Here is a 17,724-nt window from a genome sequence, read left to right on the forward strand (position 1 = left end):
CAACCGCGGTCAGCGTGGTCGTCACCACCAGGTGCAAGGACGACGGTCGCTTTCATGGCACCGATGGTTGCACACGCTGCGAGTCCGGTGCGGTTTACGCGGCCACGAACCGGACACGACTACCCACGGTCTTCCCGTCCTTGACCACCATCAGGACCTTGGCCGGATCGCCCGGGGAATCGATGTCATCGACAGGATTGTCCCGAACGACAACGAGATCCGCGGCCTTGCCCGCCTCGGCCGAGCGGACAGTGCCCTCGACCCCACACAGCGGCGCTGAGGTCAGCGTGTCTGCGACGATCGCCTGCATCGGGGTCAGGCCACCGAACTTCACCAGCAGGCCGAGTCCGCGGAGATTGGTTCCACGAGTGGGGGACAGGCCCGCATCGGTGCCCACCGCGATCTTGATGCTGGCCTCCTCGACGATCGCCGCGATCAGCTCCCGCCGCATCCCGAGCCAGGTCGGGTAGTTGTTGGGCGACGACACGCCTCCGCTGGAGGCGACTTTGCTGACATCGACACCGGCGCGCAGCATCTCGCGTGCCCGGATGCGGGCGGCGTCGACGCTGTCGACCAGATAGGCGCCGATGAAGCTCCCGAGGCCGATGCCCGTGGGCAGGTGGAAATCTGCGTGTCCACCAGTCTGGCTGAGCATGTTGACAGCGACCAGCAGTCGTGGGCCTGCGCTCGGCCCGTCGGCGACGGCTTCGCGCACACCGGTGTCGATCCCCATCAGGTCGCGGGCGGCGGTGACCCCGTTCTCCCGGCGGAGCCGGGCAGCCCGAAGTGGACGTGGCAGTCGAAGAAGCCGGGGCAAAGCGCGTGTCCGTCGAGGTCGACGCGCACCGCGCCGGGTGTCGGCGGGGCGCCCGCCGCAGGACCGGCCCACGAGATCCGATCGCGCTCGATCACGACGCCGGCGTCGTCGACCGGTGCGGCGCCGGTCGACGTCAAGCAACGTGGTGTCGTGCAGGACCTGCGTGATCATGGTGCTGCCCACTTCGCCAAATTCCCCACGCCAGGCACAATCGCCCGAGCTGCTGCGACTCCCGCACAACCGCACATCGCGCCCCGCTAGGCTTGCCGATATGCAGAGGATCATCGGGACCGAGGTCGAGTACGGCATCTCCTCGCCGTCCGACCCGACCGCCAATCCGATCCTCACTTCGACCCAAGCCGTGCTGGCCTACGCGGCGGCGGCAGGTATCCAGCGCGCCAAGCGCACCCGTTGGGATTACGAGGTGGAATCCCCGCTGCGCGACGCCCGCGGCTTCGACCTGAGCCGCGCGTCGGGACCGCCGCCGATCGTCGACGCCGATGAGGTCGGCGCCGCGAACATGATTCTCACCAACGGCGCTCGGCTCTACGTCGACCATGCGCACCCGGAGTACTCGGCCCCTGAGGTCACCGACCCGCTCGACGCGGTGATCTGGGACAAAGCCGGTGAGCGGGTGATGGAGGCCGCCGCACGGCACGTGGCCAGTGTTCCAGGCGCGGCGAAGCTGCAGCTGTACAAGAACAACGTCGACGGCAAGGGCGCCTCGTACGGCTCGCACGAGAACTATCTGATGAGCCGGCACACGCCGTTCTCCGCGGTAATCGCCGGCCTGACGCCGTTCATGGTGTCCCGGCAGGTCGTCACCGGCTCCGGACGCGTCGGCATCGGCCCGTCCGGGGACGAACCCGGTTTCCAGCTGTCGCAGCGCGCCGACTACATCGAGGTCGAGGTCGGTCTGGAGACCACCCTCAAGCGCGGCATCATCAACACCCGGGACGAACCCCACGCCGACGCCGACAAGTACCGCCGACTGCACTGCATCATCGGTGACGCCAATCTCGCCGAAACCTCGACCTACCTCAAGGTGGGCACGACCTCACTGGTGCTCGACCTCATCGAGGAAGGACCCCAGCACGGGCTGGACCTGTCCGACCTGGCGCTGGCCCGCCCGGTGCACGCCGTGCACGTGATCAGCCGTGACCCGTCGCTGCGGGCCGCGGTCGCACTCGCCGACGGTCGGGAGCTCACCGCGCTGGCCCTGCAGCGGATCTATCTGGACCGGGTGGCCAAGCTGGTCGACGCCCGCGATCCCGATCCGCGCGCCTCGCACGTCTTAGAGACCTGGGCCGACATCCTCGACCTGCTCGAACGCGATCCGATGGAGTGCGCCGAGCTGCTCGACTGGCCGGCCAAGCTCCGCCTTCTCGAGGGCTTCCGGCAGCGGGAGAACCTCGGCTGGTCGGCGCCGCGGCTGCATCTGGTCGACCTGCAGTACTCCGACGTGCGACTGGACAAGGGTCTCTACAACCGGCTGGTGGCCCGCGGGTCGATGAAGCGGCTGGTGACCGAGCAACAGGTGCTCGAAGCGGTGGACAACCCGCCGACGGACACCAGGGCCTACTTCCGCGGCGAGTGTCTGCGCCGGTTCGGCGCCGACATCGCGGCGGCGAGCTGGGATTCGGTGATCTTCGATCTGGGCGGCGATTCGCTGGTCCGGATTCCGACGCTGGAGCCGCTGCGCGGCAGTAAAGCCCACGTCGGGGCGTTGCTCGATTCGGTCGACAGCGCAGCAGAACTCGTGGAACAACTGACGACCTGAGGTTCGTTAGAGCAAGCAATACCGGCCCCGACCGGTAGGGTGGAAGAACCGGCGGCCCGTACCGGATGGCACGACTCGGTCGCCGATGACGAGCAGGAGGCAGCGATGGCTCAAGAGCAGACCAAGCGTGGCGGCGGTGGCGGCGAGGACGACGACCTCGGCGCTAACGGTGCCGGCGGCCAGGAGCGTCGTGACAAGCTCGCCGAGGAGACCGATGATCTGCTCGATGAGATCGATGACGTCCTCGAGGAGAACGCTGAGGACTTCGTGCGCGCATACGTTCAAAAGGGCGGACAGTGACCTGGCCTTTCCCCGATCGCCTGGCCAGTAGTTCCCCGACAACCGATTTGTCTTCGTTCTCCGAGTTCCTGCGGCGGCAGGCCCCGCAACTGTTACCGACTGCCACCGGAGTGAGCGCCGGCTTCGATCCGTCGCTGCCCGGCTCGGCACTTCCGCACGGCACCACGATCGTTGCGCTGCGTTACCCGGGCGGGGTTCTGATAGCCGGTGACCGCCGGTCGACGCAGGGCCACATGATCGCCGGTCGCGATGTCCAGAAGGTGTACATCACCGACGACTACACGGCCACCGGTATCGCGGGCACCGCGGCGATCGCCGTCGAGTTCGCTCGCCTTTACGCCGTCGAACTCGAGCATTACGAGAAGGTCGAGGGCGTGCCGTTGACCTTCCGCGGCAAGGTAAACCGGCTCTCGACAATGGTGCGCGGCAATCTCGGTGCGGCCCTGCAGGGCTTCGTCGCGCTGCCCCTGCTGGTGGGCTACGACCTTGACGATCCGGACCCGCAGGCTGCGGGTCGCATCGTCTCGTTTGACGCCGCCGGCGGGTGGAACATCGAAGAAGAGGGCTATCAGTCGGTAGGTTCGGGTTCGCTGTTCGCCAAGTCGTCGATCAAGAAGCTGTATTCCGCTGTCATGGATGCCGATTCGGCCCTGCGAGCTGCCGTCGAGGCGCTCTACGACGCCGCCGACGACGATTCCGCCACCGGTGGTCCCGACCTGGTCCGTGGGATCTTCCCGACCGCGGTGACCATCGAGGCCGACGGCGCGCTCGAGGTTGCCGAGGAGCGGATTTCCCGGCTGGCTCGTGAGGTGATCGAGAGCCGTTCGCACATCAACACATTCGGCCCCGGCAAGGGTCCGAGCAACGAAGCACCCCGGGTGGACTGAGTGAGCTTCCCTTATTTCATCTCGCCTGAGCAGGCGATGCGTGAGCGTTCGGAGCTCGCGCGCAAAGGTATTGCCCGCGGGCGCAGTGTCGTCGTGCTCGCCTACGACTCCGGCGTGCTGTTCGTCGCCGAGAACCCGTCGCGGTCTCTGCAGAAGGTCAGCGAGCTCTACGACCGGGTGGGCTTCGCCGCCGTCGGCCGGTTCAACGAGTTCGACAACCTGCGCCGCGGCGGTATCCAGTTCGCCGACACCCGCGGGTACGCCTACGACCGGCGCGACGTGACCGGGCGCCAGCTCGCCAACGTCTACGCGCAGACCCTCGGCACGATCTTCACCGAGCAGGCCAAGCCCTACGAGGTGGAGTTGTGCGTGGCCGAGGTGGCACACCACGGTGAGACCAAACCGCCTGAGCTGTACCGGATCACCTATGACGGCTCGATCGCCGACGAACCCCACTTCGTGGTGATGGGCGGCACTACCGAACCGATCATCACCGCCCTCAAAGAGACCTACTCCGAGAACGCCGAACTGTCCGAGGCGGTGCGGATCGCCGTGGAGGCGCTGCGCGCCGGTATCACCAGCAGCGCGGGCAACGCCACTCCGGCGGCCGAGCCGCGGGTGCTGGGTCCGGCGACGCTGGAAGTGGCCGTGCTCGACGTCGGCCGGCCCCGGCGTGCGTTCCGGCGAATCACCGGTGCGGCCCTGGAATCCCTTCTGCCCAAGGCGGTTGCGGTCGAACCTGCCGAAGACCCCGGCGAGGGCTGACGCTGCCGCGCCCACGTGCGGACCTCGGCGACCTCATTTGAGCCGGATGTGCTCGCGGTCGCCGGTGATCACGGCCAGGATGTTGTGCCAGGCGTCGGAGGGTTCGTTGATGACGTCGCTGTGTGCCGACAGTCCGGCCATCGGTTCACCCGTCAACCGCCGCCCCGCGGCAAGCTGCACGACCCCCGGCATCCGGTCGGGGTCGGCGCCGTGTGAGCCGAACAGGACGCCCTGGACCAGTCCGATCGGGTCGGCGGGGGCGGTCAGGGAGAAACGCAGCACCGCGGGATTGCGGTTGTGCCAGTCACCGGGATTGCGGACGCCTACCCCGGCGCCGGCCGCCTCGACGTAGATCACCCGGTCCGCGGTCAGCCCGAAGCGCTCGGCAGTGCCGACGATCGACCCGCCGTAGGAGTGGCCGATGTAGGTGACGGGGACCGATCCGGCGCGGCGCTCGACATCCTCGCTGAAGGCGACCAAGCGCGGCGCCATGTCCAGGGCGTAGCGGGCATCGGCCGCGTCGGCCACCCCTGCTGCCAGTGCTCCCGTCGGAAACGGACCGCCCAGGTAGCTGATCATCGCGACGTCACCCTCCGACCCGGCGACGAACCGTCGTGCGGTGGCCAGGTCGTCGGCCGAGTCGTCGAACCTCGTGTTCAGCCCCGGCACCAGCACGGCGATCGAGCGGGCCCGGTCCAGATCGCCGGAGACCTCGATCAGCGACTGCCGGTCCGGGTCGAACGCCAGGATCTGCCGCGGCACCCACCGGTCGCGGTTGCAGGGGTCGGGGACGTCGGCGAGCAGGCTTTCGTAGTAGTCGATACGACGACGCGCATCCCCGTCATGGGCGGCGATTGCCGCGGCGTGCATCGCCGGGTCCGCGTGCAGCGCCGCCCACAGTCGTTCGGCCGACGCCGGATCGAGCGCCGGGGAGACCGCTGCGCGAAGTTTCTCCTCCTCGGGGCGGTCTATCGTTCGGCGCTGGTCGAGGATCGCGTTGGCGAGGTTGATCCGGTTGGCCGCCATCCGCATCTCCCACGGGACGCCGTCGGTGTTGCCGACCTGGTGCGGCGCGCGGGCGATCAGTCGCCGGCGGTCCTCCGGCGACATCGCGCCGATCTGCGCGGCGATGCGGTCCTGGCCCATCTGTGGCCACTGCGTTACCGGGTCGGTGGCCACTGCGGCCGGCCGGACCGCCGCTGCGGCTGGTGAAGCGGCTCCCATGGCCGTGCGCATGGCGGTGTCGATCGCCCGGGCGGCCTCGGTATCGGTAGTCGAGAGCGCGTCCAGGGCGGCTTTGAGGGCGCGGCTCAGCTCCTGGGCGCGCACCTCGAGCATGGCCTTGGCCGCCGATTCCGACCCGCCACTGCAGGCGACGAGCAAAGCCGACGGGCTGGGCGGCGGTCCCACGGTGCCGACGTCGCCGACCAGGTAGCCTTCGTCGGCGGCATCGACCACGACGGCCAGCACCCGCTCGCGGGCGGCGCCGACGGCGACCGAGGCGTCGCGGGCCTCGGCAGCGGCCAGGACCAGGGCTCGGCACAGCTGACGCAACTCGGCTGTGGCGGGGCCGATGGCCGCACGCGCGGTATCTGCGCCCGCGCCCTGCAGGACGGCTGCACTTCCGGCGACGTCGTGGTCGATGGTGTCGGCACGGGCCTGCAACCTGCCGGCCGCCTCGTCCCACTGTTGGGCCAGGGCGACCAGCCCATCCGGGCGCCAGGCCCGCACCTGGGCGATGGTCAGCCCGCTCACGGCGACCGGAACCGGGTCGCGTTGGCGTTCTCGGTCCTGATCAGCGCATCGGCGCCGTGCCGGATCACCCGCACCCATTCGTGCACGGCCGCACCCAGGCGCGCCACCTCGGCGCCGAGGTGGCGCGGACAGTCGAGGGCGGCGAGCGCGGATCCGGGCAGCCCGTCGACGCCGGGAATCAGGGTGGTGGCGAGCTCATCGGCGGCATACGTCAACCGTTGTGCGAGGGCCCGCACGCCCCCGATATCCACGGTCACCGGCTCGGGCACGACTCATGCTGGCATCCGTCCGGCCGGGGCGTCTTCGGCAATCCACAGCGACCCGAGCACGTTTCGGTGTCGGCTTGAGACCCGCTACCGCACAGCAACAAGTAGGCTCGGTGTCGTGCAGCGACGAATCATGGGCATCGAAACAGAGTTCGGTGTCACCTGCACGTTCCACGGCCATCGCCGGCTCAGTCCCGACGAGGTAGCCCGGTATCTGTTCCGCCGGGTCGTGTCGTGGGGCCGCAGCTCGAACGTGTTCTTGCGCAACGGCGCGCGCCTGTACCTCGATGTGGGGAGCCACCCGGAGTACGCCACCGCCGAATGCGACAACCTGGTGCAACTGGTCACCCACGACCGCGCTGGTGAGCGGGTGCTCGAAGACCTGCTCATCGACGCCGAGCAGCGGCTGGCCGACGAGGGCATCGGCGGGGACATCTACCTGTTCAAGAACAACACCGATTCGGCGGGCAACTCCTACGGCTGCCACGAGAACTATCTGATAGTCCGCGCCGGTGAATTCTCTCGGATATCGGATGTGTTGCTGCCGTTTCTGGTGACGCGGCAGCTGATCTGCGGTGCCGGCAAGGTGTTGCAGACGCCCAAGGCGGCGACGTTCTGCCTCTCGCAGCGTGCCGAACACATCTGGGAGGGCGTGTCCAGCGCCACCACGCGGTCGCGGCCGATCATCAACACGCGCGACGAACCGCACGCCGACGCCGAGAAGTACCGCCGGCTGCATGTCATCGTCGGCGACTCCAACATGTGCGAGGCCACGACCATGCTCAAGGTCGGCACCGCGTCGCTGGTGCTGGAGATGATCGAGGCCGGTGTCGCATTCCGGGATTTCTCGCTGGACAACCCGATCCGCGCCATCCGCGAGGTCAGCCACGATCTGACCGGCCGCCGGCCGGTCCGGCTCGCCGGCGGCCGGCAGGCCAGTGCCCTGGACATCCAGCGGGAGTACTACGCCCGCGCCGTCGAATACCTGCAGACCCGCGAACCCAATACCCAGATCGACCAGGTGGTCGACCTATGGGGTCGCCAACTCGACGCCGTGGAGAGCCAGGACTTCGCCAAGGTGGACACCGAGATCGACTGGGTGATCAAGCGCAAGCTGTTCCAGCGTTATCAGGACCGCTACAACATGGAGCTGTCCGACCCGAAGATCAGCCAACTCGACCTCGCCTATCACGACATCAAACGTGGCCGCGGGGTGTTCGACCTGCTCCAGCGCAAAGGTCTGGCGACCAGGATCACCACGGACGAGGAGATCGAGGCCGCCGTCGACACCCCGCCGCAGACCACCCGCGCCAAGTTGCGCGGCGAGTTCATCAGCGCGGCGCAGGAGGCCGGACGCGACTTCACCGTCGACTGGGTGCATCTCAAGCTCAACGACCAGGCGCAGCGCACGGTGCTGTGCAAGGACCCGTTCCGTTCGGTCGACGAACGCGTCAAGCGGCTCATCGCCAGCATGTGACCTGCGCGCCGCACGAGCGGAGCGCCCATCCCGGCTAAGGTCTATCCAGTGGCGACATCCAAGGTCGAGCGGTTGATGAACCTCGTCATTGCGCTGCTGTCCACCCATGGCTACATCACCGCCGAACGCATCCGTACCAGCGTGGCGGGCTACGCCGACAGCCCCAGCGACGAGGCATTCTCACGGATGTTCGAGCGCGACAAGAACGAACTGCGCGACCTGGGCATCCCGCTGGAAACCGGCCGCGTCTCGTCTTTCGACCCGTCCGAGGGATACCGGATCAATCGGGACGCCTACGCGCTGCCCGACATCGAGCTGACCCCGGAAGAGGCGGCCGCGGTCGCGGTGGCCACCCAGCTGTGGGAGTCACCCGAGCTGATCACCGCCACCCAGGGTGCTCTGCTGAAACTGCGCGCGGCCGGTGTTGACGTCGACCCGGACGCGGCGGTTGCCATCACCACCGCCTCCGGTCCGCCCGGACTGCGCGGCTCCGAGGATGTACTCGGAAACCTGTTGTCCGCCATCGATACCGGCCAGCCGGTGCAGTTCCGGCACCGATCGTTGCCCACCGACCCCTACACCGTGCGGACCGTCGAACCCTGGGGTGTGGTCACCGCGCGCGGACGTTGGTATCTGGTCGGCCACGACCGGAATCGCAACGCCACCAGGACCTTCCGGATCTCGCGCATCGGCGCCGACGTCACGACCGTCGGCCCGCCCGGATCGGTGCGCCGGCCGGAGGGAATCGACCTGCGGGCGATCGTGGACCGCGCTATCGGCGAGGCACCCAGCGGTGTGAAGGCGGCCGTCTGGGTCGCCGAGGGCCGCGCGATGTCGTTGCGTCGCATCGGAACCGTCACGCAGGCGCGCACCGTGGGTGGCCGGGCCGGTGATGTCATCGAGGTCGACGTCGGCACCCGCGACCGGCTGGCCCGCGAGATCGCCGGGCACGCCGCCGACGCGCTGGTGCTGGAGCCGGCGTCGTTGCGCGACGACGTGATCGCTCGGTTGACCGCGCAGGCGGGGGAGCCGGCATGAGCCCTGTGTCCACCCGGCTGATCCGGCTGCTCAACATGGTCCCGTACCTGAAGGCCAACCCGAGCATCACCTATGACGAGGCCGCCGCCGATCTCGGCGTCAGCCGCAAGCAGCTCCAGCAGGATCTCGACCAGCTGTGGATGTGCGGTCTGCCCGGCTATGGCCCGGGCGACTTGATCGACTTCGAGTTCTCCGGCGACACCATCAAGGTGACGTTCTCGGCGGGTATCGACGAGCCGTTGCGGTTGACCTCGCCGGAGGCGACCGGATTGTTGGTGGCACTGCGAGCGCTGGTCGACATCCCCGGGGTCGTCGACCCACAGGCGGCGCTCGGGGCGATCGCCAAGATCGAGTCGGCGGCGGGCACGGTGGGCCACGACCACACCGGCGCGGCCGCCGCTGTCGAGGAGCCGGCGCCGATCGAAAGTGAGGCCGCCGCCGCGGTGCGTGCCGCGGTCCGGGGTGGCCGAGCGGTGTGCATCGAGTACTACTCGGCGTCGCGGGACATCCTGTCCAGCCGTGTGGTCGACCCGATCAGGGTGGTCCTGGTGGGCGACCACAGTTACCTGGAAGCCTGGTCGCGCGAGGCCGAGGGGGTCCGGTTGTTCCGTTTCGACCGGATCGTCGAGGCGACCGTCCTCGACGAGGCGGCGGCCGCCCCGGCGCCGGCCGTGCAGGCCGGCCCGGACACCTCGCTGTTCGATGCCGACCCGGCTTTACCCGCCGCGACGCTGGTGGTGGCGCCCACGGCGTCGTGGATGCTCGAGTACTACCCGATGCGGATCCTCGAGGAGTTGCCCGGCGGCTACCGCAAGGCCGCGATGACCTACGCCTCGGAGGAGTGGATGACCCGGGCGCTGCTGGGCTTCGGCCCCGACGTGCGGGTGCTCGGTCCCGACTCGCTGGTGGCCCGGGTGCGCCAGGGCGCCGCCGCGGCCCTGGCGGCCTACGCCGCGCTCGACGGCTGACCTGCATCCAGGCTCGTCACCGGGGTGGTGGGGTAGCATCGAGACAACTTCTGGAGGTGACCAAATTGGGTGCTCTACAACCGTGGCACTGGCTGATTCTCATCGCCGTGGTCGTGCTGCTCTTCGGGTCGAAGAGGTTGCCTGACGCTGCGCGTTCGCTGGGTAAGTCGATGCGGATCTTCAAGTCCGAGGTCAAGGAACTGCAGAACGACAACAAGGCGGAGACCCCGGTCGCGCCCGTGCAGCCGCCCACCCAGGTGCAGTCCGAGCGTGTCGAAGCCCCGGTGACCCCGCCGTCGGCGCAGAACCACTCCGACGCCAAACCGGCCTGAACCCGACGACGTTCCCGGCGCGCAGGCGCCGGTAGACACACGCTGCCGTGCGCACCCCTAAATTCTTGTCGCGGCTGGACCCCCGGAGCCGCCGCAGCCGCACCAACCCGGACGGGACGATGTCCCTCGTCGACCACCTCCGGGAACTGCGCTTCCGACTGCTGATCTCGTTGGGCGCCGTGGCGCTGACGACCATCGTCGGCTTCCTCTGGTACGGCCACAGCTTCCTGGGCGTGGAAAGTCTCGGCGAATGGCTTCGTGAGCCGTACTGCTCGCTGCCGCCGTCGGCGCGCGCCGACATCAGTGCCGACGGCGGTTGTCGCTTGCTCGCCACCGCACCGTTCGACCAGTTCATGTTGCGCCTGAAAGTCGGGATGACCGCCGGCATCGTGCTGGCCTGCCCGGTGTGGCTCTACCAGCTGTGGGCCTTCATCACGCCCGGGCTCTACCGCAACGAGCGGCGCTTCGCGATGGCGTTCGTGACGTGCGCGGCGATTCTGTTCGTCGCCGGCGCCGTGCTGGCCTACATCGTGTTGTCGAAGGCCTTGCACTTCCTGCTGACCGTGGGCAACGACGTCCAGGTGACAGCGCTCTCCGGCGACAAGTACTTCGGCTTCCTGATCAATCTGCTGCTCGTGTTCGGGGTCAGCTTCGAATTCCCGCTGCTGATCATCATGCTCAACATGATCGGCGTGCTGCACTACGAGAAGCTCAAGTCCTGGCGGCGGGGGCTGATCTTCGGGGTGTTCGTGTTCGCGGCCTTCGCCACACCAGGCTCGGACCCATTCTCGATGCTGGCGCTGGGGCTGGCACTGTCGTTGCTGATGGAACTCGCCATCCAGGTCACCCACCTGCACGACGCGCGCAAGGCCCGCCGCGAGGCGCGTGAGGCGCAGGCGCAGATCCCCGACGACCAGGCAGCGCCGATCGAGCCGCCGACCCCGGTGGCCACCCCCGCGCAGTATGCGGCACAGCATGACGACATCACCTGAGGACGGCGGTGACACGCACCGTGATTCGGGCCCGCAGCTCGCGCAGTTCGCCGAACTGCTGACCTTCCGGCTCGACCCGTTCCAAATTCAGGCGTGCGAGGCGCTCGAACGGGGCCACGGTGTCCTGGTGTGCGCACCGACCGGCGCCGGCAAGACGGTGGTCGGTGAGTTCGCCGTGCACCTCGCGCTGGCCGCCGGGCGGAAGTGCTTCTACACCACGCCGATCAAGGCGTTGAGCAACCAGAAACACAACGATCTGGTGCGCCGCTACGGCGCCGAACGCATCGGGCTGCTGACCGGTGACCAGTCGATCAACGGCGACGCGCCGGTGGTGGTGATGACCACCGAGGTGCTGCGCAACATGCTCTACGCCGGTTCAGATGCGCTGCAGGGACTTTCGCATGTGGTGATGGACGAGGTGCACTTCCTGGCCGACCGGATGCGCGGCGCGGTGTGGGAAGAGGTCATCCTGCACCTGCCCGAGGAGGTCCGGCTGGTCAGCCTGTCCGCCACGGTGAGCAACGCCGAGGAGTTCGGCGGCTGGATCCAGACCGTCCGCGGCGACACCACCGTCGTCGTCGACGAACACCGACCGGTTCCCCTGTGGCAGCACGTGCTGGTCGGCAAGCGGATGTTCGACCTGTTCGACTACTCGGCCGCCGCGGGCGCCTCGGGCAAGCAACACCTGGTCGACCCCGAGCTGATTCGCCACATCGCCCACCGCCGGGAGGCCGAGCGGCTGACCGACTGGCAGCCCCGCCGGCGCGGGCCAGGCCGGTCCGGCGGCGGTGGCGGTGGCGGCGGGTTCTACCGGCCGCCGGCGCGCCCCGACGTGATCGCCGCACTCGACCGCGAAGGGCTGCTGCCGGCGATCACGTTCATCTTCTCCCGCGCCGGCTGTGACGCCGCGGTCAAACAGTGCCTGCGCAGCTCGCTGCGGCTGACGACCGAGGCCGACCGCGGGCGGATCGCCGAGGTGATCGACCGCCGTTGCGGCGATCTCGCCGACGCCGACCTGGTGGTGCTGGACTACTACGAGTGGCGCGAAGGCCTGCTGCGGGGTCTGGCCGCGCACCACGCCGGCATGCTGCCCGTCTTCCGGCACACCGTCGAGGAGTTGTTCACCGCGGGTCTGGTCAAGGCCGTCTTCGCCACCGAAACGCTGGCACTGGGTATCAACATGCCGGCCCGCACCGTCGTCCTGGAGAAGTTGGTCAAGTTCAACGGCGAGCAGCACATGCCGCTGACGCCGGGGGAGTACACCCAGCTCACCGGGCGGGCCGGGCGCCGGGGAATCGACGTCGAAGGTCACGCCGTGGTGATCTGGAATCCCAACGACGACACCGCCGAGCCCACCGAGATCGCCGGTCTGGCTTCGACGCGCACCTTCCCGCTCAAGAGTTCCTTCGCGCCGTCGTACAACATGACCATCAACCTGGTCAATCAGATGGGACCCGAGCAGGCGCACCGGCTGTTGGAGCGTTCGTTCGCCCAGTATCAGGCGGATCGCTCGGTGGTGGGGCTGGTCCGCGGGGTGGAACGCGGTGAGAAGATGCTCGACGACATCGCCGCCGAACTCGGCTGGAACCGGCGCGCCCAGCCCGACCGCGAGCCGGCGATCCTGGACTACGTGCGGCTGCGGGCCAAGATCAGCGAGCGCGAGCGGGCACAGTCCCGGGCATCGCGGCTGCAGCGCAGGCAGGCCACCAACGACGCGCTGACCTCGCTGCGGCGCGGCGACATCATCAACATCACCCAGGGCCGGCGCGGCGGACTGGCCGTGGTGCTGGAAGCAGCCGGTGACGACGACGATCCGCGGCCGCTGGTGCTCAGTGAACACCGTTGGGCCGGAAGGATTTCCTCCGCCGACTACGCAGGGGCGGGCGGCCCGATCGGGTCGATGAATCTGCCCAAGCGGGTCGAGCACCGCCAACCCCGGGTGCGTCGCGATCTAGCCTCCGCGCTGCGCTCGGCGGCAGCTGGCTTGGCGGTGCCCGCGACCCGCAGGGGCCGCGGCGCCGGCGAGGACACGCCCGACGCGGACCCTGAGTTGGCGTCGCTGCGCGATGCGATGCGCAAGCACTCCGTGCACCGGATCGCCGACCGGGAGGCCAAAGTGCGCGTCGGCGAACGCTATCTGCGGGTGGAGCGCGACAACGAGGCGATCCGCAAGAAGGTCAGCGCGGCAACCAATTCGCTGGCACGCACGTTCGACCGGATCCTGGGACTGCTCACCGAACGCGGCTTCGTGGACTTCGGTGGCGGGCAGGCCGGCGAGCCGCGGGTCACCGCCGACGGGCGCCTGCTGGCACGGATCTACAGCGAGAGTGACCTCCTGGTCGCCGAATGCCTGCGCACCGGCATCTGGAAGGGGCTCGCGCCCGCCGAGCTGGCGGCCGTGCTGTCGGCGATGGTCTTCGAGACCCGTGGCAGTGACGGCCCCACCCCGGTGCACGCGATCGAAATGCCCACCGCGAACGTGCGGCGGGCGCTGGTCGAGACGCGCCGGCTGTCGGCCCAGCTGCGCGCCGACGAGAACCGCCACCGCATCACCCCGACTCGCGACCCTGACGAAGGCTTCGTCGTCGCCGTCTACCGCTGGGCGACCACCGGCGACCTCGCGGCTGCACTGGCCGCCTCCGATGTCACCGGAGCAGGTACCCCGCTGTCCGCGGGCGACTTCGTCCGGTGGTGCAGGCAGGTGCTCGACCTCCTCGACCAGGTTCGCAACGCGGGTCCGGAGGCCGGCCTGCGGGCCGTCGCGAAACGCGCCATCGACGACATCCGGCGCGGCGTCGTCGCTGTTGATGGCGGGTAGGGTGATGCAAACGCTACGGTGGGGAGCGGCGAATCGCTACCAGATCAAGGAGAGACGATGAGCGGACCGCAGGGATCTGACCCCAATCCCTGGCAGGCTCAGCAGCCCGCCCAGGGTCAGGATCAGCCTGCCCCCGGCACCGAGCCCACGACCGCGGCGCCGTCCTGGCAGCAACCCGAACATCCCGCGGGCGACACTCCCGCCTGGCAGCCCAGCGGCGGTGAGACCTGGCAGCAGCCGTCCACCGAGCCGCCGGCCTGGCAGCCCCCCGCCTACACCCAGCAGTACCCCCAGTACGGTCAGCAGCCGGCGCAGGGCTACCCGCAGCAGGGCTACCAGCCCGCCGAATACAACCCCGCCGCCTATGGCCAGCCGGGTCAGTACGGCCAGCCGCCCTACCCGCAGCCCGGACCGTACGGCCAGCCTTACGGGCAATACCCGCCGCAGGGTCAGCCGGGTCAGTACGCGCCGTACCCTCAACCCGGCGGCGAGGAAATGGCCAAGCGGTCGACGGCGGTGATCGGCACCGTCGCCGGCGTGCTCGCGGCGATCGTCATCGCCGTCGTCCTGGTTCTCGGTTTCTGGAAGCCCGGCTTCTTCGTGACCACCAAGCTGGACATCACCAAGGCGCAGCAAGGCGTGCAGCAAATCCTCACCGATGAGACCAACGGCTACGGTGCCAAGAACGTCAAGGACGTCAAGTGCAACAACGGCCAGAACCCGACGGTGAAGAAGGGCGACACCTTCAACTGCGAGGTCAGCATCGACGGCACCAAGCGTCAGGTGACGGTCACGTTCCAGGACAACAACGGCACTTATGAGGTCGGCCGCCCCAAGTAGGTCTCACGCTGGCGCGAGTGTGCATCAAATGCGCACTCGCGCGGCGTGTCACGGTACCGACTCGCACGCTCGCCGGCCGGGCTCAACCCGGCAGCGTGTCCAGGGCTTTCTGTAGCCGCGCGATCGAGGAGCCGACCCCGTACCGGGCCGCCAATTCCGCAACCCGCGCCGGGTTTTCGGCCGCCAACGGCAATCGGTCGTCGGTGGTGGATAGTTCCACGGGCGCATCCCGGGCCACCTGCACCACCGGGCCGGCTGCCGCGATGTAGTCGCCAGCGGCCAGCAGCTTTGTGCGAGAAGCCTTGGGCAGCTTGGATTTCGGGTCCGCTGCGGCGGCCAGGATCTCGTCGAGCGAGCCGTAGCGGGCCAGCAATGTCGCCGCGGTCTTCTCGCCGACGCCGGGAACCCCGGGTAGCCCGTCGGACGGATCGCCGCGCAGCAGAGCCAGTTCGGCGTAGGCAGGCCCGGCCCGATGCGCGGGTACGCCGTACTTCTCGGCGACCTCGGTCGGCCCGAACATCGTCGCGTTGGACAGCCCGCGTCCCAGATACAGCACCCGGATGGCGACGGGGTCGTCGGCCACCAGCTGCAACAGGTCGCGATCTCCGCTGACCACGACCACCGGATCACGCCGTTCGGCGACGGCCAGCGTCCCCAGCACGTCGTCGGCTTCGAAGCCCGCGGCTCCCGCGGTGGCGATGCCGAACGCGTCGAGCAACTCCATGATCATGTCGACCTGCGGGCTGAGCTCGTCGGGGACCTCTTCGACGTCCGGCTCGCCGCTGGGGTTCTGCTCGGCGACCCGGTGGGCCTTGTAGGACGGGATGGCGTCCACGCGGAACTGCGGGCGCCAATCCAAGTCGAGGCACACCGCCAGCCGAGCCGGGCGTTCCCGGGTGATCAACGTGGCCACGCTGTCGAGAAAGCCGCGCACCGCGTTGACCGGCCGCCCGTCGGGCGCGGTGATCGACGACGGCACCCCGAAGAAGGACCGGAACCACATGCTGGCGCCGTCGAGCAGCAACACCGGGGCGGACATGCCGTTCATCCTGCCAGGAGCGCTCCGCGCGGTCGCGCACCGTCGCGTCAGCGGATGACGGCGGCTAGCCTGGCTGGCATGAGCGCCAGCCGTTTCAGCAGCGATGTGTACTCCCGCCGGCTCGCCGCGGCGGCCGCCGCGACCGCCGGTGCCGGGCTGGCCGGCCTGGTCATCACGCCCGGCTACGACCTGCGCTACCTCGTCGGCTCGGCCGCCCAGACCTTCGAGCGGCTGACGGCCCTGGTGGTGCCGGCCACCGGCCGGCCGACGGTGGTCGTGCCGCGGTTGGAGTTGGCGTCGCTCAAGGAATCCGCGGTGCTTGACCTGGGACTGACCGTCAGCGACTGGGTGGACGGCGAGAATCCTTACGACGTGGTCGCCGACGCCCTCGGCGGGCACGCCCGGGTTGCGGTGACCGATTCGATGCCCGCACTGCATCTGCTTCCACTGGCGCAACGCCTCGGCGCGGTCCCGGTGTTGGCCACCGATGTGCTGCGCCAGTTGCGCATGGTCAAGGATCCGGCCGAGATCGACGCCCTACGCAAGGCCGGTGCGGCGATCGACCGGGTGCACGCCCGCGTTCCCGAGTTCCTGGTGCCTGGGCGCACCGAGGCCGACGTGGCCGCTGACATCGCGGAGGCCATTGTCGCCGAAGGGCATTCGGCGGTGGCGTTCATCATCGTCGGCTCCGGTCCGCACGGCGCCGACCCGCACCACGAGTGTTCGGACCGGGTGCTGCAGGCCGGCGACATCGTCGTCGTCGACATCGGCGGCCCTTACGATCCGGGCTACAACTCGGACTGCACCCGCACCTACAGTCTGGGGGAGCCGACCCCCGAGATCGCCGAACAGTATGCGGTGCTGCAGCGCGCGCAGGCGGCCGCCGTCGCCGCGGTGCGGCCCGGGGTCACCGCCGAACAGGTCGACGCCGCCGCCCGCGATGTGCTGGCCGACGCCGGGCTCGGCGACTGCTTCGTGCACCGCACCGGGCACGGGATTGGCCTGTCGGTGCACGAGGAGCCCTACATCGTCGCGGGCAACAGCCTGCCGCTGACCGAGGGTATGGCGTTCTCGGTAGAGCCGGGCATCTACTTCCCCGGCCGCTGGGGCGCTCGCATCGAGGACATCGTCATCGTCACCGCTGACGGTGCTCTGGCGGTCAACAACGGACCGCACGAGCTGACCGTGGTGCCGGTCTAGCCGGGATCAGACCGGGTCAGTCTTTGCGGTCCAGCAGCCCTGAGGAGCCCAGCACCCGCTCCACGTGGACCTCGATCACGACGCGCCGCGGGTTGACCCGGGGAGTGCGATACCGCTGGGCGTAGCGCAACTCCGCGTCGCGGATCGCTGCGGGATCCCGGTTCACACTGGCGCGGCCCTCGAGCGACAGCCAGCGGGCCCCGTCCACCTGGGACAGCACCCCGACCTCGGACCGTTCGGCGTTGACCGCCTTCTGCGAGCCGTCACTGGTGATGACTCGGGCGATGTGGGTCTTCGGGTCGAACGTGAAGCCGACCGCCACCACATGTGGTGAGTTGTCCGCGCGCAGCGTTGTCAGCATGGCGAGGTGGCGTTCGGTGAGGAATGCCAACGCATCGCCGGTCAGCCGGGTGGTTGAGTTCGCCATCGGGGTCCACGCTAGCGCAGTGA

At 69.0% G+C, this 17,724-nt stretch carries 18 protein-coding genes; 12 read left to right on the forward strand and 6 right to left on the reverse strand.

Going from position 1 to position 17,724, the window contains the following annotated elements; translation table 11 throughout:
- Positions 1-94: 94 nt before the first annotated feature.
- A complete protein-coding gene (locus ACXDF8_RS21575; protein ID WP_457225318.1) occupies positions 95-733 on the reverse strand; it encodes an amidohydrolase family protein in 639 nt (212 codons plus the stop codon).
- The gene (locus tag ACXDF8_RS21580; protein ID WP_457225319.1) at positions 733-954 is read right to left on the reverse strand and encodes a hypothetical protein; all 222 of its coding nucleotides are present in this window, start codon (positions 952-954) and stop codon (positions 733-735) included. Before ACXDF8_RS21580 ends, ACXDF8_RS21575 begins: the two co-directional genes overlap by 1 nt.
- 134 nt (positions 955-1,088) lie before the next feature.
- Here ACXDF8_RS21580 and dop point away from each other — a divergent pair, with 134 nt between their 5' ends.
- The 4 genes from dop (at position 1,089) to prcA (ending at position 4,549) form a co-directional block, all read left to right on the forward strand.
- Positions 1,089-2,597 carry a depupylase/deamidase Dop gene (gene dop / locus ACXDF8_RS21585; protein WP_457225320.1) on the forward strand — a complete coding sequence of 503 codons (1,509 nt, stop codon included), beginning with the start codon at positions 1,089-1,091 and terminating at the stop codon, positions 2,595-2,597.
- A 105-nt stretch (positions 2,598-2,702) separates the two neighbouring features.
- The gene (locus ACXDF8_RS21590) at positions 2,703-2,897 is read left to right on the forward strand and encodes a ubiquitin-like protein Pup (protein WP_457225321.1); all 195 of its coding nucleotides are present in this window, start codon (positions 2,703-2,705) and stop codon (positions 2,895-2,897) included.
- On the forward strand, positions 2,894-3,784 hold the full coding sequence (gene prcB / locus ACXDF8_RS21595) for a proteasome subunit beta (RefSeq protein ID WP_457225322.1): 891 nt from the start codon (positions 2,894-2,896) through the stop codon (positions 3,782-3,784). Before ACXDF8_RS21590 ends, prcB begins: the two co-directional genes overlap by 4 nt.
- Positions 3,785-4,549: a proteasome subunit alpha gene (gene prcA / locus ACXDF8_RS21600; RefSeq protein WP_457225323.1), complete on the forward strand. Its 765-nt coding sequence runs from the start codon at positions 3,785-3,787 to the stop codon at positions 4,547-4,549.
- Between the two features lie 33 nt (positions 4,550-4,582).
- Here the strand turns inward: prcA and ACXDF8_RS21605 are convergent, their stop codons facing one another.
- Both ACXDF8_RS21605 and ACXDF8_RS21610 read right to left on the reverse strand, forming a co-directional pair.
- Positions 4,583-6,304 (reverse strand): alpha/beta hydrolase, encoded by a 1,722-nt coding sequence (locus tag ACXDF8_RS21605; protein WP_457225324.1) that lies wholly within the window; start codon positions 6,302-6,304, stop codon positions 4,583-4,585.
- Positions 6,301-6,573 carry a DUF7162 family protein gene (locus ACXDF8_RS21610; RefSeq protein WP_457225325.1) on the reverse strand — a complete coding sequence of 91 codons (273 nt, stop codon included), beginning with the start codon at positions 6,571-6,573 and terminating at the stop codon, positions 6,301-6,303. Before ACXDF8_RS21610 ends, ACXDF8_RS21605 begins: the two co-directional genes overlap by 4 nt.
- A 115-nt stretch (positions 6,574-6,688) precedes the next feature.
- On the opposite strand from ACXDF8_RS21610, the gene pafA reads away from it, so the two are divergent.
- From pafA to ACXDF8_RS21645, 7 genes are all read left to right on the forward strand, one after another.
- A complete protein-coding gene (pafA, locus tag ACXDF8_RS21615; protein ID WP_099247298.1) occupies positions 6,689-8,047 on the forward strand; it encodes a Pup--protein ligase in 1,359 nt (452 codons plus the stop codon).
- Positions 8,048-8,095: 48 nt separating this feature from the next.
- On the forward strand, positions 8,096-9,085 hold the full coding sequence (locus ACXDF8_RS21620) for a helix-turn-helix transcriptional regulator (RefSeq protein ID WP_457225326.1): 990 nt from the start codon (positions 8,096-8,098) through the stop codon (positions 9,083-9,085).
- Positions 9,082-10,053: a helix-turn-helix transcriptional regulator gene (locus ACXDF8_RS21625; protein ID WP_457225327.1), complete on the forward strand. Its 972-nt coding sequence runs from the start codon at positions 9,082-9,084 to the stop codon at positions 10,051-10,053. Before ACXDF8_RS21620 ends, ACXDF8_RS21625 begins: the two co-directional genes overlap by 4 nt.
- Before the next feature lie 65 nt (positions 10,054-10,118).
- Positions 10,119-10,385, forward strand: coding sequence for a Sec-independent protein translocase subunit TatA (gene tatA / locus ACXDF8_RS21630; protein ID WP_457225386.1), 267 nt, complete (start codon positions 10,119-10,121; stop codon positions 10,383-10,385).
- A gap of 47 nt (positions 10,386-10,432) precedes the next feature.
- Positions 10,433-11,377 (forward strand): twin-arginine translocase subunit TatC, encoded by a 945-nt coding sequence (gene tatC / locus ACXDF8_RS21635; RefSeq protein ID WP_457225328.1) that lies wholly within the window; start codon positions 10,433-10,435, stop codon positions 11,375-11,377.
- Positions 11,361-14,195 carry a DEAD/DEAH box helicase gene (locus tag ACXDF8_RS21640; RefSeq protein ID WP_457225329.1) on the forward strand — a complete coding sequence of 945 codons (2,835 nt, stop codon included), beginning with the start codon at positions 11,361-11,363 and terminating at the stop codon, positions 14,193-14,195. Before tatC ends, ACXDF8_RS21640 begins: the two co-directional genes overlap by 17 nt.
- Positions 14,196-14,252: 57 nt before the next feature.
- Complete coding sequence (locus tag ACXDF8_RS21645) at positions 14,253-15,035, forward strand: DUF4333 domain-containing protein (protein ID WP_457225330.1); 783 nt, start codon at positions 14,253-14,255, stop codon at positions 15,033-15,035.
- A gap of 82 nt (positions 15,036-15,117) precedes the next feature.
- Here ACXDF8_RS21645 and ACXDF8_RS21650 read toward each other — a convergent pair whose 3' ends face one another.
- Entirely contained in the window at positions 15,118-16,074 is a 957-nt protein-coding gene (locus tag ACXDF8_RS21650) for a 5'-3' exonuclease (RefSeq protein ID WP_457225331.1), read from the reverse strand.
- Positions 16,075-16,152: 78 nt separating this feature from the next.
- Here ACXDF8_RS21650 and ACXDF8_RS21655 point away from each other — a divergent pair, with 78 nt between their 5' ends.
- Positions 16,153-17,274: a M24 family metallopeptidase gene (locus ACXDF8_RS21655; protein ID WP_457225332.1), complete on the forward strand. Its 1,122-nt coding sequence runs from the start codon at positions 16,153-16,155 to the stop codon at positions 17,272-17,274.
- Between the two features lie 16 nt (positions 17,275-17,290).
- Here ACXDF8_RS21655 and ACXDF8_RS21660 read toward each other — a convergent pair whose 3' ends face one another.
- Entirely contained in the window at positions 17,291-17,701 is a 411-nt protein-coding gene (locus tag ACXDF8_RS21660) for a F420-dependent biliverdin reductase (protein WP_457225333.1), read from the reverse strand.
- Positions 17,702-17,724 lie beyond the last annotated feature (23 nt).

Source organism: Mycolicibacterium sp. CBM1, assembly GCF_054073305.1.